This window comes from [Leptolyngbya] sp. PCC 7376 (assembly GCF_000316605.1).
In the GTDB taxonomy this organism is placed as follows: domain Bacteria; phylum Cyanobacteriota; class Cyanobacteriia; order Cyanobacteriales; family MRBY01; genus MRBY01.
The window spans coordinates 1,558,321-1,574,337 of sequence record NC_019683.1 but is presented as its reverse complement, the minus strand read 5'-3'; the positions used below and the strand labels follow the sequence as shown (position 1 = coordinate 1,574,337).

Here is a 16,017-nt window from a genome sequence, read left to right as displayed (position 1 = left end):
AAAGCTTAATTTCAGATTGATTATCTCGGTATTGTCCAGTGAAAAAGTTTCTATTTTTGAGTCTAATTCTTTCTTTCTCTGGGATTATGGCCGGATGTAATAACAACAGTGTTGAAGAAGAACTATTTTCAACTCCCCAAAACACAAACACCCAAACATCTTCCTCAACCTCAGCTCAGGAAGAAGAAATCATATCAAAGGATCAACAAACTACGGATGAGTTGGATGTTTCAGAAAACTCTACCTATCAAAATCAAGAATTAGGGTTTAGTTTTTTATATTCAGGAAAATATAAATTTCAAGAATCAGATGAGGGTATTACTATCTGGACTAAGCAGGATTATGAACAGATAGAAACTTTCGTCGAGGCAACTCCTCTCACCCTATCCTATGCCGAAAATCCAATTAACTTATCTTTGACAGAATGGGTAAAAGAAAGTGGTTTTCTTCTTGAAACAGAAATTACAGAACAAACAGTATCAGGTCTAGATACAGTTAGATTCCAATGGTCGGGAATGTGGAGTTACACTTCAGTTGTTATTTCTGTACCAGATTCAAATCAAGTTATTATTATCACTCTGGATAATGATATGACTGAATATCAACCCATTTTTGAAGAAATTGTGAATTCGTTAAAGGTTTTTTGATTGCTTAATTCTGTTTAGAGAATCACATTGTTTCAAGATAATTTTGGTAGCCCATTTTTTCTAGATTAGTTTGCTTATCCATCACCATATCTTTTAGACCTTGGCGATAATTTTGGACTTGCTTGAGAAGGTCGGGGTTGAATGCTCCAAGAATTTGAACGGCTAGTAAACCAGCATTCATAGCGTTTCCGATCGCCACTGTTGCGACGGGGATTCCGCGAGGCATTTGGACGATGGAATAAAGAGAATCTACACCGCTGAGAGTACGGGTTTTCACTGGAACACCAATCACAGGCAAAGCTGTTAGCGCTGCAACCATGCCGGGAAGATGGGCTGCGCCGCCTGCTCCAGCAATAATTACTTTGATGCCACGTTCATGGGCAGTTTCGGCATATTCCACCATGCGTTCTGGCGTACGGTGGGCAGACACAATCCCAACTTCATGAGATACATTAAATTGCTCACAGATGGCGATCGCCGCTTGCATTGTGGGAAGATCAGAATCGCTCCCCATAATAATGCCGACAAGAGAATTAGGGAAACTCATAAAATTCCAATAGATATACTGCCCAAAATATACATTTTGCAGAAATAAACATCAATCAAATCAGATAATTATTTATAGATTTTATTGCAATATAAATAATATTTCAGACTTCAAATAGTATTATATCTATATACTATTTGAAGAAAAACAATACATCTCAATCAACCCATAATTTAGTATTGTTATCAATCGAAAAATCCAAGCCATTTATAGAATGGTGGGTAGTCCTAAAGAGGTAAGGATGATTTGTAGTGATGAACAAAAAGCCAAATAGCTCCAATGTGGTTTGCGACTTTCTTAGAAAAGGATAAAGTCTTTCTCACCAAGCGCGAAACTCTTTGCCTCAAAGTACAGTTGAATCGCTCAATATAACTTGTCTTTCCTGTCTCTTTGCTTACGAATTGATGAAGTTTGCTAGGGAAGATGAGGCCATAAGCAGACCAAAAATTACTGTAAGCTACTGCGCATTGGCGATAAACTCCGGGTAAAGATTGCCATAGCCCTAATGCTCCTGCCTCAGAACGGTCTCCCACGTAGACTCCCACAATCTCGCGACTATCGACATCTAAGGCCAGCCAAATCCAATATTTCTGATGTTTATTGCCGACAAAAGACCACATCTCATCGCATTGAATCGTCAATTGTCCTTTTGTTTCGAGCATATGTGCACTTGCTGCGGTATGGCTTCGTATTTCTGGTTGACATAACTTTGTAACCAGGGTTCTGAGACATCACAAACTCGAGCAATTCCAGCCAGAGGAATCTTTTCGAGGAGTACTTATCAATTAACTCCGTGGTGTCAGAAGAGATGATTTTCTGTTGAGAATTTTCTACAAATTGTCTACCGCAGTCTCGAAATCTATGGTTTTGTTTGCCGTTATGGATACGAGCATTTTTTACAACTTTTGTGGATTGACAGTTGGGACAACGAAGCATTTGAGGGAGACTGGTGACTTAACTTCCCTTCTTATTATCCTTACCTCTTTAGGACTACCGAATGGTGAAATAGCAAAAATCAGAGAGACAAAAAAGTTACTTAGGTAAAAAAACATTTCCGGCATTGCAGAATAGAGGTATGAATTGAGGATGTGGACTCAATTCATACCTCTATTCTGCAATGCCATATAATAAAGCGGCCATTTCAACTCAATTAAACAAGTCTGATAAGTCAGTTAAGAAGCTTGATGCAATTTCCGTTTTCTACAACAGCCAGTCTCGTCATCGAAAGACCTTAACTTGGACAGTCGAACGTGAGTGATATCACTGCTAAAGGCATCATAATCATTGAGCAGAAAGCTTCAGACCTCAGTTTCTATAATCACAGCATTCAAAAAATGGCGTTGGTGAGTTAAGGGATGTTTCTCAACGGCACAGGTACATCCTGAAACTTGAGGTAGTGAATCAGTAACTTGAGAGAGTTAGCTAACATTTCCACCGACTTTGAATAGCAAAGTGTTTTGCGATGTAAACGAGCTAGATAGTTTCTTAAACGACCGTTTTCTCCTTCTACTCTGGTCATATATGTCTTGCTGATAATTCGGTCTTCCTCAGGAATGTACATAGCGTAAACAGGATAACCATCAATCACGTAAAAATAACATTGCCAACAGCTCACTATTTGCCACAATAGTTTGAAGGTCAGAGCACTTCTATCTCCGATGCTCCATGCCAAAATACCGGGTTTGCAATGGTCTACGGCTATCCATATGCAGACTGTTTTTTTCGAGCCGACGAATGTTTGTAATTCATCTATCTCGCCTACTTGCGGTGTCGATTCCGGGTCATAGGCATCAGGCAAAATAGTACTAACTTGTTTCACCCAATGAAGAATCGTGGTGTGGTGAATATCAGTGACTCGCGCAATTGCTCTTAATCCCATGCCATTGCCATACATTTTGAGGCAGAGGCGGCGGACATCGTCACTATAACCACGGTGAGTTTGGGGATGAGCAACGAATTGGCGACCACAATCTTTACACTTATGGTTTTGCTTGCCATGACGAAAGCCGTTTTTGCAGATATGCTCTGAATGGCATTCAGGACAGTTCATTTTTTATTTGACAGCTTACTCCTCCTCTCTCATTTCACCAACGCCCTATTCTGAGTCTTCATTTGAGGTGAAAACTTTCTCTTACTGCCAACCTCCTCTGCAGAATAAGATCGTTGAGTTTCGCCAAAAGGCTCTGGAGGAAAATGGCGGTTGCCCAGCAACATAGCGTTAGACATTGAAAAAATGAGCAACCAAAAATCCTAAAGGAGAAACTCGCTAGGTCGAATATCTTCGTAGCGTAGGATATTTAGGTTTTCCGGCAGAGTCGGTAGGGTTTCTTTCGAGGGCGACGCAATCAGCACACCTCGATCGTCATACATGAAATAGACTAATTCCTTCTGAAGACTGACAAATACAACCCACTCTCTAATCATCGGCTGAATATTAAAGTCAGCATGGGCAATGCCAAGAAATATATTTCTGTGGTTAAACTTGCGGCGATCGCCCAACACTAGAGCCTCCCTAATCCAAATACCTCGTTCTTTCGTTTTCCGCTTCTTGAAACTTAGGGAAACATCTTGGTCAAACTGAACTTGCTTTAATCCAAAACCACTAGTTCGTATATGCGTTCGTTTGGAACCCCATCGCCGACAAAGCATGGCGATCGCCTCATCCGGTGCAAAGGTAGATTCAAAAACTAGACTCGCAGCATCAATCACCGTCGGAAAATAATTCGGCTTTACCGCTTGGATATAGTCATACTCATCCAGATTGCGATCAGTGGGGCGTAGCTCTAACCTCACCGCAAACTGAGTATTTTTCAAACAAGACTTCACTTCATTCCACATGTTCTTTCTGAACTCATTACTAATGTTTGAGTTGATTTTTCAACAAAAAAGGTGAACTTCGCTGAAGTTCACCTCGAATTTTATTTAGGAATAAAGATTATTTCGAAGCAACAGGCATACCGAGAAGATCTTCAATCTTAGGCATTGCTTCTAGAGGAATGACACGGCCTTCATCTTCAAAGCCATCAATCTCGTTGAAGTTGAGGTAACGGTAAAGTTCACCCTCGAATGGAGCAACTTTTTCTGCCACGATCGCCTGATATTCTTCCACGGTTGGGATCTTACCGAGGAGGGCACAAACAGCCGCAAGTTCAGCGGAGCCGAGATAAACTTGAGCGCCTTTACCCATGCGGTTGTTGAAGTTGCGGGTAGAGGTGGAGAAGACTGTCGCGCCATCTTCAACACGAGCTTGGTTACCCATGCAGAGAGAACAACCGGGCATTTCAGTCCGTGCACCAGCACCAGCAAAAGTTGCATACACACCTTCTTCTTTAAGCTGCTGTTCATCCATGCGAGTGGGAGGACAAACCCAGAGACGACCTTTCACCGTGCCCGCTCCTTCAAGGATTTTCGCTGCTGCACGATAGTGACCGATGTTGGTCATACAGGAGCCGATAAATACTTCATCAACTTTGTCGCCTGCACATTCAGACATCAGTTTGACGTTGTCAGGATCGTTTGGAGCCGCAACGATAGGCTCTTTGATTTCACTGAGGTTCACCTCAATCACATCAGCATATTCGGCATCAGCATCAGCAGACATCAGAGAAGGATTTGCGAGCCATTCTTCCATCTTTGCAATACGACGGAGTAATGTCCGAGCATCGGAATAACCCCGCGCAATCATGTTCTTCATGAGTACGACGTTTGAGCGCAAGTATTCAGCAACAGTTTCTTCGCTAAGCTTGATTGTTGAACCAGAACAAGACCGTTCCGCAGTAGCATCAGTAAGCTCGAATGCTTGCTCAACCTTTAGATCAGGAAGACCTTCCATCTCCATAATCCGACCGTTAAAGACATTGATTTTGTCGCCTTTGCCAGCAGTGAGTTTACCTTGTTGCATTGCGACCCAAGGAATAGCATTCACAATGTCGCGGAGAGTTACACCGGGTTGAAGTTCGCCAGTGAAACGAACAAGCACAGACTCAGGCATATCGAGAGGCATCACACCGAGCGCCGCCGCAAACGCCACGAGGCCAGAACCTGCGGGGAAGGAAATACCGAGAGGAAAACGGGTATGGGAGTCACCACCAGTACCAACGGTATCGGGCATCAACATCCGGTTTAGCCAAGAGTGAATAATACCGTCACCAGGCTTCAGGGCAACACCGCCACGGGTGGAGAAGAAGTCAGGGAGATTTTTGTGGGTATTAATGTCAACGGGTTTTGGATATGCTGCTGTGTGACAGAAAGTTTGGAGAGTGAGGTCGGCATTAAAACCAAGGCATGCTAACTCTTTCAGCTCATCGCGAGTCATTGGGCCAGTGGTATCTTGGGAACCCACTGTGGTCATAATCGGTTCGCACGAAGTACCCGCACGAACACCTTCTAAGCCACATGCTTTACCAACCATCTTCTGAGCGAGGGTAAAGCCTTTACCTGTATTTTCCGGCATGGAAGGACGGGTAAATAAAGTTGTTGCTTCAAGTCCGAGGGCTTCGCGGGTTTTGTCAGTGAGGGCACGACCGATGAGGAGAGGAATGCGGCCACCAGCACGAACTTCATCGAGAATGGTGTCGGGTTTTAGATCAAAAGTTGAAACAGTTTCACCTGCTTCGTTGGTGATCTTGCCATCGTAGGGATGAATAGTAACGACATCGCCAGTGTTCAGGCCGTTAACGTCACATTCGATCGGTAATGCTCCAGAATCTTCGCCAGTGTTGAAAAAGATAGGTGCAATTTTACCGCCGAAAATATAGCCGCCAGCTTTTTTATTGGGAACGAAAGGAATTTCTTCGCCGAGCTGCCATAGGACAGAGTTGATCGCAGATTTACGGGAAGAACCAGTTCCAACTACATCACCCACATAAGCAACGGGATGTCCTTTTTTCTTGAGGTCAGCGATAGTGTCGAGACCTTCTGGCATTTTTGACTCCAACATTGCCAAGGAGTGGAGGGGAATGTCAGGACGAGTTGTGGCGTGGGGTGCGGGAGAAAGGTCATCGGTATTGGTTTCGCCGGGAACCTTAAAGACTGTGACAGTGATTTCTTTTGCTACTTCAGGCTTGTTCGTAAACCATTCACCTTCTGCCCAAGAGTTGATTACTTTTTTCGCGTAGTCGTTGTTCTTGGACAGTTCGAGTACGTCATTGAAAGCATCAAAAACGAGGAGGGTTTTGCTGAGAGCATCCACCGCTGCTTTTGCTAAGTCTGCGTCATCAGAACTGAGCAAGTCGACCAAAGACTGAACGTTATAACCACCGATCATGGTGCCGAGTAGTTCTACTGCATACTTCGGTGTGATCAAATCGCAAGTGATCTCTTTTTTGGCGATCGCCGTCAAAAATCCAGCTTTTACATAAGCTGCTTCGTCTACGCCGGGTGGGACGCGATCTCTAAGAAGACTAAGGAGTTCATCGGTGGGAGAAGTCTTTAGGAGTTCACATAACGCAGAGGTCTGTTCTGCATCGAGGGGAAGGGGAGGAATCCCAAGTGCAGCGCGCTCTTCAGCATGTTTACGGTAGGCTTCTAGCATAGAGACAAAGATAACTTATTCTAAATTTTAGTGACTCTATTGTACTCGGCACGGTATAGAAGCCATCTGAGAATCTTGATAGTTGTGATTTGTTATGTTAATCACTGTTTAAAGGAGTTAATCGCCACAAAAGAGTGGATATCCAAGGGTATACCTGCAATTTCCTCTCTTTTTCAGACTATTTTAAGGCTATGCGTTGTTGGCCAATTTTTTTGAACAGTACACAAAACTCTTCATAGGTGATCATGTTATTACCGATAATATCGGCGCGATTAAACATCATTTCAATCTGATCATCAGTGAAATCGGGAGTGATGTTTTTGATATACGTTTTTAATTCGTCAATATCAATGCCACCAGAGCCATCGGTATCGATTTCAGAGAAGAGTTTCCGTAGGGCGGAATTTTCGGATTCGGTACTATCGCTCACCAAAGTATTGATGACGTCAATATTTAGGGCGATCACCTGCCAGAGTTCATCGGGTTCAGTGCGTCTGAGGGCGATCATCTCATCATCATCGGAAATGCCATATTCCTGTCGGAGATAAGCCACCATGTTCTGATCGCTCTTAGAGAGATAAGCCATGAGCTTTTTCAGGTCTTCAGGCGAGCCATGTTTTTGGAAAACCTGTGCCAACTCCTGAATATGGGATTCCTCTGGGTGATCTTTCCAAGACTCCAAAACAGTTTCGAGGAAGGTCTCCCGGAAACTTTCTAAACGCAATGAATCTTCTCTGCTGTTTAGGCGATCGCTGCGGAAGAGTTCCGGATTTTCAGCCATCAGTTCATCGAGAATTTGCTCATGCTCCTTCTCGGAAATATCCAACTCCTTTCGCATTTGTTGTAACCCTTCAAGGACTTGATCTACCGCCACATAGCCCTCCTCAATAGACTCACGCATAATGCTCTTGTATGTTTGCAGGCGCTTTTCTTTCGAGAAGCCTGGCAACACTTTCGCTAAGACATAAATCTCATCTGCGTTGAGTTCATCTAGGGATTTACCTTCCAGAAATTGCGCAGTGTCGAGATTTAGTTTGCGTAATTGTTTACGGAGGCGACCCGCCAGACTTTCACGGTTGTAACGGTTATTGCTCCGCTGCCAAGTGCGATATAGCCAAAGAGTACTGCAAACCGCGATTAAGGTCGGGAATAGGTAAGGCAATGGTGCGGGCAATAAATCAATGTAGTTTCGGCCTGCAAAGAGGAAGAAGAAATTGAAGACAAAAAAGGTGCTCACACTGAAAACACGGTGACGCACTTCTTCCGAACTGAGAGGGCGATGTTTTTTGCGTTGATAAACTTTGTAGCGTGATTCAATTTGGCGACCGATACCATAACCCGCAAATCCAAAGGCCGCCAAAACGATTGGTGCTGCAACAATTTTGGGGATGGGAATGGCTTGATTAAAGAGATATAAGCCAGGTTTTAAGAGGGTATTTAATTGCGTTTCGTCGTGGCTCCAAGTGCCAGAAAGGTAATAATCCCAACTGCCGGAATACAAAAAATAGAACAGAAAATAGCCGACAACCACGCCAACATATCCGTAATAAAGCCATTGTTGCTGAGGATCAGTGAGTTTCTGCCAGTAGGAGCGCTCGGCATCAATATCAATGCAAGGACTGTTGCAAGCCACACAAGCAGTCATCTCTTTACCTTCGGGGCTGACGGTGCGGCACATTGACTGACTAATGGTTTGGCGATCGCCCTCGTGAGCTGTACTGGCAAGAAGACCTCTCGGTTCAGCATAAATTTGTTGAACAGGTGCCATCGGACAGAAATATTGGCACCAAGACTTACCGCCATACAGAAAACCAACTGTTAGAGCCGCCGCAATAGTGAATAGCAAAAATGAACCCAGCGCCCAGCGATTTGAGTTCACAAAGAGAATGCGGCAATTGAGACCAACGTAAAACAAACCCAATTGCAGAGGCAGATGATTTTTGGCTAACCAAGAATCTTTTTTGACCTTGACGAGCTCATATCGAACTTTTCCTGTTTTTTTGTTTTCACGCTTATTTTTACGCTCCCAACCCATCGCGCGGGGAATTTGGGAAATAAACGATAGCGGACAAATGCGTCGCCAAAATTCGTGCCCAAAAACCAGCAAAATAAAAATTGCACTGGGGACAATTAATCCCCAAAAGATGGGTGCACCAAGGGCATAGGATTGTTCAGGGAGACATTCACCCTGCACCAAAATGCATTGGCTAGGATCGAGGCGCATGGGACTCCATGGATGATCTGGCGCAGTGAACTGGCTGGAAACGGGATCAAAAAAGAGTGACATAATCAACAGAAACCAACCGATTGTTAGTCCCCACCGCACCCAATGCATTTGGCGTTCTGCAACCTTGGCAAGCATGATCTTTTGAGGAAATTAATTTCTCCCAAAATACAATAATGCCTACCCAATTACGTCATGTTTTTTCGAGCGTATGTCTCAAAGTAGGTGATTGGGCGATCGCCTGATTACTTTTCTGCGACTTCCTCTTTTGGGAGAACTAGCAAGATGCAAAAAATGCTGAGAATGATTAGTTCTGTGCCGATTAACTGATTTAAAACAGCGCCATCTTCTGGTTTCGCGATGAACTGCGATCGCCAGATGGTGTAAGGCAAAATCTGCAAACAAATAATTCCGCCGAATAGTAACCATATTGACCACGCGATTCCCATCCAGAGGGCGATCGCCGTGCTGACATCAAAGACTAATAATGCAATGTCCATACCTCGCCAGAGGACAGGTGTTTCTAACCAAGGTGTACCTGTCCACCCGGCGATGTTGCCGATATGAGCAAACCCGCCATAGATCAAAACAAAGGCCACTATTCTCGCGTAGGCTTTTGTCCACGATTGTTTGAGAGCTATGTCGAATGCTTGGTTAAAGGCTCTAAACATTGTGGTTGTTTCTCCAGTGAGTTTGTAGATGATTGAGGATTATTTTTACGCCTAGAATGAAATATTGCCATATTCAATTCAATTCATATGATTAACTGGCTCTTCTATCCGCTCAGCAAAAAGCCTCCTCAAATTGTGTATGACGTAGTCAAGTGCTTTGAGCTTACTGAAAGTGCTATTGCCTCAGATGTCCATGGATTAAAAAGTAATGAAGTTCTGGCTCATTTGTGTCGCCCTCTTCAACAAGAAGGTTTTGCTGTGGAGACAGGAAAAAAGGTAGACAAAAAAATACCTGTTCCAGTTTTATTCGGAAAGAATGGGATTGTTGAAAAATCATTCTATGCAGATGCTTACCATGAAACAGAAGGATTTGTTTTAGAAGTTGAAGCTGGTAGGGGAGTAGAAAATAACCAATTTCTTAAAGACTTATTTCAAGCCTGTATGATGACAGACGTCGAGTATTTAGGCATTGGAGTCTGTAATCAATATCGTTACAAGAACAATTCGAAGAATCACTTTGAGACGGTTTCTAAGTTTTTTGACGCTATGTACGCCAGTAATAGACTTCAATTACCGTTGAAAGGAATACTTTTGATTGGCTATTGAATCTAATTCTTTAAACGATAAATTTTTCCCCTGTGAGCTGTTCAGAAACTTGCCATAATTTCGTCGCAGCGTCTTGATCGAGGGCATGGCTAGCCTTTTCCGCTCGGCCGGGTTTGCCTGTCATTTCAGCAGTGCCTTGGGGCCCAAAATATTCGCCGCCTTTCACATCTGAGGCGATCGCCGCCATTAATGTGGGCAAAGCTGCCTGGTCAACGGGATGGGTAATAAATGGCGCAACGGTAAAGCCCATAATCCAAACCAACCAGCCAGGCATATGGCGAGCTAATTCTGTTTGCGCAACGCCGGGGTGAGCCGCCACAGAAATTTTTTGTTTCCCACTCGCTGCCAAACGTCGTTGCAACTCATCCGCAAACATCAAGCACGCAAGTTTACTTTGACCATAGGCTGCCGTTGCAGAATAATTTTTCTCCGATTGCAAGTCATCAAAATTGAGTTTGCCGAACTTATGGGCGTTGCTGCTGAGGGACACAATCCGCGAATCAGGCGTGTCAGGCATTAAATCAATCAAGAGCTGTGTGAGCAGAAAATGGCCGAGATAATTGACCCCAATCTGACTTTCGAAGCCCTCTGCTGTCTGGGTGTAGGGCGGAAACATGATGCCCGCGTTATTAATCAACAAATCCAATTGCTGATGCTGAGTGCGAAAATCTGCTGCAAACTGACGCACGGAATCTAGGCTATTCAAATCCAATGCCATCACGCTTACTGCGGCACTGGGGACTTCACTGAGAATTTTGGTTTTAGCCGCTTCCGCCTTCTCTAAATTGCGGCAAGCTAGTATCACCGTTGCGCCAAGTTTAGCGAGACCCAATGCCGTTTCGTAACCTAACCCTGTATTTGAGCCGGTGACGATCGCCGTTTTCCCTTGTTGACTGGGGGCATTCTCTACACTGAAACTCATGGGGTTATTCCTCGCGGTAAATCTTGACTGTTTTAGATTGTGCCGCAAGACAAAAATTTGTGCTGTGGATTAGCTGACTTAGGCGAGATCTTGGCAGAGCTTTCGGAAATGTTCACCCCGTTCCTCGAAGCTGCTGTATTGGTCGAAGCTCGCGCAGGCTGGCGAAAGTAATACCACTTTTGGACTTAGCTGAGGGATTAATTCAACACTTCGGGCGATCGCCTGATCTAAAGTTTCCAACACTTCATAGGCTTTGAAATCAGCCGCATCAAATGACTCGGAAAACTGATTGGCCGCTGCTCCAATTAAAAGAACTTTGCTTGCCTGGGTTTTGATTTTTTCAATCCACTGACTGGCATCTCCTTTCTTCGGGTCACCGCCAGCAATCAAAATTGCCGGTGCATCAACCGCCGCTAAACCAACTTCCGCCGCATCGTAATTTGTGGCCTTGCTGTCATTAATAAACTGCACACCTTGATAAGAGCGAATAATTTCTAGACGGTGAGGCACCCCAGGAAAAGTCGCAATAGCCTCGGCGATCGCCCCTTTCTCAATTCCCGCTAACCGTGCGGCGGCGATCGCCATGAGCAGATTTTGGAGATTATGATCGCCCACCATTTTCAGGAGCGAAATTGGCATAATCAATTCCCCAAACGCTTTCACCCAAGCGTCTTCGATGCAGACCCCTTTTGATTTATCGCAGGGCAAATCTGCTTCACCTTTAACCGATGTCCAGTAGGCATTCGGCCATTCACTGGCTTTTGAGCGGAGATAGGAATCATCGCCATTCAAAATTTGTCGCCGACTACGTTTTAGAAGAGAGGCTTTGATGTCGTAATAATTTTCGAGTGTTTTGTGGCGTGCCAAATGGTCTGGCGTAAAGGTTGTCCAGATGCCGATCTGTGGCGCTAATTCTGCGGAAGATTCGATCTGATAACTACTTACTTCGGCGATCGCCCACTCTGGAGTTTTCTCACGCATCGCCACTTCACAGGCCGCATTACCGATATTGCCGCAAGCTGGTGCATCCAAACCCGCCGTTTTAAAAATCGCTGCAATGAGAGCGGTGGTGGTTGTCTTTCCGTTGGTGCCGGTAATGCCGACCCAAGGGATATTGTTCAGCGATCGCCAGGCTAATTCCATCTCACCGATGGTATCGACCTTCTTTTCTCTGGCTGCTTTTAGAAAAGGAACATCCCAAGGAACACCCGGACTCGCGACCACCAAATCCGGCTGGTCACTATCGAGATCTGGCGTGTGACCAAGTTTGACAGTGATGCCTTGGAGTTTGAGTTCTGATTGCAACTGAGCCAATGCTTCATTTTCTTGGCGATCGCCCAGCACAACATCCCAGCCCTGATGCCGCAACAACTTCGCTGCGGCAATGCCAGAACGACCAACACCAATAATTAAAGCCTGACCCATATCCTTACAATGCAACGACGTTAAATATCGCTGATTGTATCGGATTTTGGAGTCACAATCCTAGCCGAAACGATAGCCAAAACCACGCACTGTAATTAAATATTCTGGTTGACTCGGATCCATTTCCAATTTCTCGCGCAACCAACGGATATGCACATCAACCGTCTTTGTATCGCCTAGAAAATCTGCACCCCAAATCTGATCAATCAGCTGATCCCGTGACCACACCCGCCGTGGATAGCTCATAAACAATTCCAGTAGACGGTATTCCTTGGGGGATAAATTTGCCTCTTCACCCCGTACCATCACTCGACATTCTTCTGGGAATAAAGAAATGTCTTTAAACTGACGCACCGTTTGCTGGGGTGTGCTCTTGATAAATTGCTGGCGACGTAACAATGCTCGACAACGTGCCACCAACTCTCGCAAACTAAACGGCTTCGTTAAATAGTCATCCGCACCGACTTCTAGCCCTAAAACGCGATCTGTTTCACTGGCTTTTGCGCTCAAAATCAAAATGGGAATTGTATTGCCTTGGTAACGAAGGAAACGGCAGAGATCCAAGCCATTCACTTCCGGCAACATAATATCGAGAATCAATAAATCTAAGGGCATATCCGGTGCATTGAACTCCGGATTTTGGAGCATATTTAATCCTGTACGACCATCATCGGCAAAGAAAACTTCGTAACCTTCTTCTTGCAAACCCATGACAATCATGTCACGAATTACTTCTTCGTCCTCGACTACTAAAATGCGAGCCTTAGTCGATAATTCAGCGTCTAAAGTATGTGACATTAAATCAAGGGAAAGCATATGTTTTCTAATGTACAAGGTTACGCAAACATATACATCAAAAGGAGTGAATCTGGCTAGTGTTGTGTAGCCTGCTATACACTTTTTCTTTGGTTGGCTGGCTCGGTGAGGACTGGTGCTTCTGCCAAATGTTCAGCTTGGAGCACAATTGCTTGGCGATCGCCTGCTGTCCAGGAACGCACTTCATTATGTTGGGCAATAAGCAAACCCCAGAGACGCTGATGAACAATCACAGGCACCACTAAATTTGCTCGCACATGAATCGAACGTAAAAACTCAAGGTGACATTCCTCATAGCCTGCCTCCTCGACATCATCCACCTGGGCAACGCGACCATCTAGGTAAAACTGAGCATAGTCGCCATTAAAGCAATCATCCGCTCCCGTCGAACCCAGAATAGAAGATTTGGAATTGCTTAAAGACTCAACGACGACTTGTCCTTTCCATTCACGGTAAAAGTAATAGAGCACGACACGATTAACCTTTAACTGTTGCCGCAGGTTACTGGTCACATCTTGCAATAGGCGATCGCGAGTAAGGGTTTTGTTTAAACGCTCATTTATACGATTCAAACTACGATCAAACATTATTTTGCTCAAGCAAATGCTGGGGTACGAAATGATTAATAACCATGGATCTGATCAAGGCAATTTTGTATTGATGCTGTGATCTTGACCTTACTATCCCTCAAAATTTATGAGAACCATGATTTTCAAAGAGATACTTTTGATTTTGGGCAAAGAATATCAGTAGTCCAAAATATTTAGCAATAAAAAAGGGCTCGCGATCGCCGTAACGACAGTAGCCCTTTTTTATTCAAAATTTAGAAGTCAAACAACTGATCTGTTGAAATATCTTACCAGGCGATCGCCTAGTAGACTTCAACGTGCCAGCGGTGCTCTTTCTTCATTGCCTTACGCATCTCATCCCAGTTCATGCCGCGCTTCTCAGCTTCAGCAGTGAATGTTTCAGCGATAGGAGGCTCCATACCTTTGAGACCACACATATAAACGTGAGTATTGGGCTTCTGGATGAGTTCAAAGAGTTCATCTGCATACTCACTTACACGGCTTTGAACGTACATCTTGCCGCCTTCCGCTGTCTTCTGCTCGCGACTAATCGCATAGGTAAGTTGGAAGTTATCAGGGTAGTCCGCAGCCATCTTTTCGAAGTCATCCTTATAAAGAATGTTCGCAGTGTAAGGAACACCAAAGATTAACCACGCCTTACCTCTGAACTTGTAACCCTCATGTTGTTCCTTGAAGAGACGCCATAAGAAAGCACGGAAAGGCGCAATACCAGTACCCGTTGCGAGCATGACAATAGTTGCTTCCTCATCATCAGGTAAGAGCATCTCTTTACCGACGGGGCCAGTCATCAGCACTTGGTCATCACCGACGGGCAAGTTACAAAGATATGTAGAACAAACACCTTGTACTGTCTCACCAGTTTCAGGATCTTGGTACTCAAGCTGACGAACACAGAGAGAAATTGTTTTGTTGTCTTCCATATCGCCGTGGCGAGTCGAAGCAATGGAATAGAGTCTCAACTTATGAGGCTTACCACGCTTTTCGTCAACACCGGGGGGAATGATGCCAAGACTTTGACCTTCTAGGTAACGGAGATCTCCTTCAGAAATATCAAACGTCACGTGACGAACTGTACCGCTACCGCCTTCTGCCACAAGTTCATAGTTCTCGATACATTTACCAGTGAATGGTGTTTTAGGTCGGTAAATGTTGACAGGTACCTTAGTATCTGTCTCTTTGGGGTGAACAATGGAAGAAGAACCACTTGTTGTCGCTAATGGTTGAGCGCTTGCTGGAACATCACCAGAAGCAGCGGGGCGAATGCTAAGGATTTTGCCGCCCATGCTCATGATGCGCTTCATTTCCTGATTCATTCTGGAATAGGGCACAGTAAAAAAAACACTGCCGCTTTTCCGAACAAGGGAATTGTTGTCGCAACCGTTGCTGCCGAGGCCGACCACTTCATAGATAAAGCTTCGGTTGGCTGCCGAATTCACTGTGTTTGTCATACCGTACATATATGTGCAGTTTCCCAATATCTTTGTTTTATCAGCTTTCTGAGCTCTTACTTTAGGATTACTAATCGACGCTTTTGCGATTACGCCCTGTTATAGAGTCAAGATTATATGTGCTTTGTGGTATATAGACTAGCATTGAGCGGTTCATCTTAAATGGGTCTTAAGGTGGGCATTTATTCCTACTATGGGGCGATCCTGACAAGTTTTGAGCTATTAAATACGTTTTACTTATTAGTGTTGCAAAACTTGGTCTTCTAGAGAGTAAGTCATATTTCTTATTGGATAAGGGGTTGGGCACTCTAAACGTTTTATTCGTTGCTCCAGATTTTTAAGATTTTCTAAAGCTTTTGTAGAGGTGCGTTTGGCGATCGCCACAAGACTTGATTTGTCTGGGTTGATTCGTCTAGATCGTTGGAAACGATACCGGAAATAATGGCAATACCCATCGGATAAGACATGAGCTTGAATTCCCTGGTGGATATGTCACAATGAGGGGCAAATTCTATAACTTATTGAAGCCTATTGCCATCACTTTAATCGGTCTTAGTGGCAGCGCGTAAACAAGGGTTAAACCTTTCC

General features: G+C 44.4%; 13 protein-coding genes and 1 pseudogene. 2 read left to right on the top strand and 12 right to left on the bottom strand.

Annotated features, from left to right (window positions below; translation table 11 throughout):
• Window positions 1–38: 38 nt before the first annotated feature.
• On the top strand, window positions 39–647 hold the full coding sequence (locus LEPTO7376_RS07015; protein ID WP_041763243.1) for a hypothetical protein: 609 nt from the start codon (window positions 39–41) through the stop codon (window positions 645–647).
• 22 nt (window positions 648–669) lie between these two features.
• On the opposite strand, the gene purE is transcribed toward LEPTO7376_RS07015, so the two are convergent.
• The 7 genes and pseudogenes from purE to LEPTO7376_RS06980 all read right to left on the bottom strand — a co-directional run bounded on the left by purE (window position 670) and on the right by LEPTO7376_RS06980 (window position 9,622).
• The gene (gene purE, locus LEPTO7376_RS07010; RefSeq protein WP_015133516.1) at window positions 670–1,194 is read right to left on the bottom strand and encodes a 5-(carboxyamino)imidazole ribonucleotide mutase; all 525 of its coding nucleotides are present in this window, start codon (window positions 1,192–1,194) and stop codon (window positions 670–672) included.
• Window positions 1,195–1,421: 227 nt separating this feature from the next.
• Window positions 1,422–2,130, bottom strand: a pseudogene (locus LEPTO7376_RS25635) (IS1 family transposase).
• Between the two features lie 412 nt (window positions 2,131–2,542).
• Window positions 2,543–3,244 (bottom strand): IS1 family transposase, encoded by a 702-nt coding sequence (locus LEPTO7376_RS07000; RefSeq protein WP_015133515.1) that lies wholly within the window; start codon window positions 3,242–3,244, stop codon window positions 2,543–2,545.
• Between the two features lie 200 nt (window positions 3,245–3,444).
• Complete coding sequence (locus tag LEPTO7376_RS06995) at window positions 3,445–4,008, bottom strand: DUF3885 domain-containing protein (protein WP_160148403.1); 564 nt, start codon at window positions 4,006–4,008, stop codon at window positions 3,445–3,447.
• A 121-nt stretch (window positions 4,009–4,129) separates the two neighbouring features.
• Window positions 4,130–6,727, bottom strand: coding sequence for a bifunctional aconitate hydratase 2/2-methylisocitrate dehydratase (acnB, locus tag LEPTO7376_RS06990; RefSeq protein WP_015133513.1), 2,598 nt, complete (start codon window positions 6,725–6,727; stop codon window positions 4,130–4,132).
• Window positions 6,728–6,905: 178 nt separating this feature from the next.
• Complete coding sequence (locus LEPTO7376_RS06985; RefSeq protein WP_015133512.1) at window positions 6,906–9,089, bottom strand: EF-hand domain-containing protein; 2,184 nt, start codon at window positions 9,087–9,089, stop codon at window positions 6,906–6,908.
• Window positions 9,090–9,196: 107 nt separating this feature from the next.
• Window positions 9,197–9,622: a hypothetical protein gene (locus LEPTO7376_RS06980; protein ID WP_015133511.1), complete on the bottom strand. Its 426-nt coding sequence runs from the start codon at window positions 9,620–9,622 to the stop codon at window positions 9,197–9,199.
• Window positions 9,623–9,709: 87 nt separating this feature from the next.
• Between LEPTO7376_RS06980 and LEPTO7376_RS06975 the strand changes: the two genes are divergently transcribed.
• Window positions 9,710–10,228: a hypothetical protein gene (locus LEPTO7376_RS06975; protein WP_015133510.1), complete on the top strand. Its 519-nt coding sequence runs from the start codon at window positions 9,710–9,712 to the stop codon at window positions 10,226–10,228.
• Window positions 10,229–10,238: 10 nt separating this feature from the next.
• Here the strand turns inward: LEPTO7376_RS06975 and LEPTO7376_RS06970 are convergent, their stop codons facing one another.
• From LEPTO7376_RS06970 to petH, 5 genes are all read right to left on the bottom strand, one after another.
• Window positions 10,239–11,150, bottom strand: a complete 912-nt coding sequence (locus LEPTO7376_RS06970) for an oxidoreductase (RefSeq protein ID WP_015133509.1) — start codon at window positions 11,148–11,150, stop codon at window positions 10,239–10,241.
• 78 nt (window positions 11,151–11,228) lie between these two features.
• Entirely contained in the window at window positions 11,229–12,575 is a 1,347-nt protein-coding gene (gene murD, locus LEPTO7376_RS06965; RefSeq protein WP_015133508.1) for a UDP-N-acetylmuramoyl-L-alanine--D-glutamate ligase, read from the bottom strand.
• Window positions 12,576–12,635: 60 nt separating this feature from the next.
• Complete coding sequence (locus LEPTO7376_RS06960) at window positions 12,636–13,391, bottom strand: winged helix-turn-helix domain-containing protein (RefSeq protein WP_015133507.1); 756 nt, start codon at window positions 13,389–13,391, stop codon at window positions 12,636–12,638.
• 74 nt (window positions 13,392–13,465) lie between these two features.
• A complete protein-coding gene (locus tag LEPTO7376_RS06955; protein ID WP_015133506.1) occupies window positions 13,466–13,978 on the bottom strand; it encodes a GAF domain-containing protein in 513 nt (170 codons plus the stop codon).
• 284 nt (window positions 13,979–14,262) lie between these two features.
• Entirely contained in the window at window positions 14,263–15,438 is a 1,176-nt protein-coding gene (petH, locus tag LEPTO7376_RS06950; RefSeq protein ID WP_015133505.1) for a ferredoxin--NADP reductase, read from the bottom strand.
• Between the last annotated feature and the right edge of the window lie 579 nt (window positions 15,439–16,017).

Bases quoted from the DNA above. Each gene is read 5' to 3' on its own strand.
- murD (WP_015133508.1), bottom strand. From the start codon at position 12,575: ATGGGTCAGGCTTTAATTATTGGTGTTGGTCGTTCTGGCATTGCCGCA.
- LEPTO7376_RS06955 (WP_015133506.1), bottom strand. From the start codon at position 13,978: ATGTTTGATCGTAGTTTGAATCGTATAAATGAGCGTTTAAACAAAACC.
- LEPTO7376_RS06970 (WP_015133509.1), bottom strand. From the start codon at position 11,150: ATGAGTTTCAGTGTAGAGAATGCCCCCAGTCAACAAGGGAAAACGGCG.
- LEPTO7376_RS07000 (WP_015133515.1), bottom strand. From the start codon at position 3,244: ATGAACTGTCCTGAATGCCATTCAGAGCATATCTGCAAAAACGGCTTT.
- LEPTO7376_RS06975 (WP_015133510.1), top strand. From the start codon at position 9,710: ATGATTAACTGGCTCTTCTATCCGCTCAGCAAAAAGCCTCCTCAAATT.
- acnB (WP_015133513.1), bottom strand. From the start codon at position 6,727: ATGCTAGAAGCCTACCGTAAACATGCTGAAGAGCGCGCTGCACTTGGG.
- LEPTO7376_RS06960 (WP_015133507.1), bottom strand. From the start codon at position 13,391: ATGCTTTCCCTTGATTTAATGTCACATACTTTAGACGCTGAATTATCG.
- LEPTO7376_RS06985 (WP_015133512.1), bottom strand. From the start codon at position 9,089: ATGCTTGCCAAGGTTGCAGAACGCCAAATGCATTGGGTGCGGTGGGGA.
- purE (WP_015133516.1), bottom strand. From the start codon at position 1,194: ATGAGTTTCCCTAATTCTCTTGTCGGCATTATTATGGGGAGCGATTCT.
- petH (WP_015133505.1), bottom strand. From the start codon at position 15,438: ATGTACGGTATGACAAACACAGTGAATTCGGCAGCCAACCGAAGCTTT.
- LEPTO7376_RS06980 (WP_015133511.1), bottom strand. From the start codon at position 9,622: ATGTTTAGAGCCTTTAACCAAGCATTCGACATAGCTCTCAAACAATCG.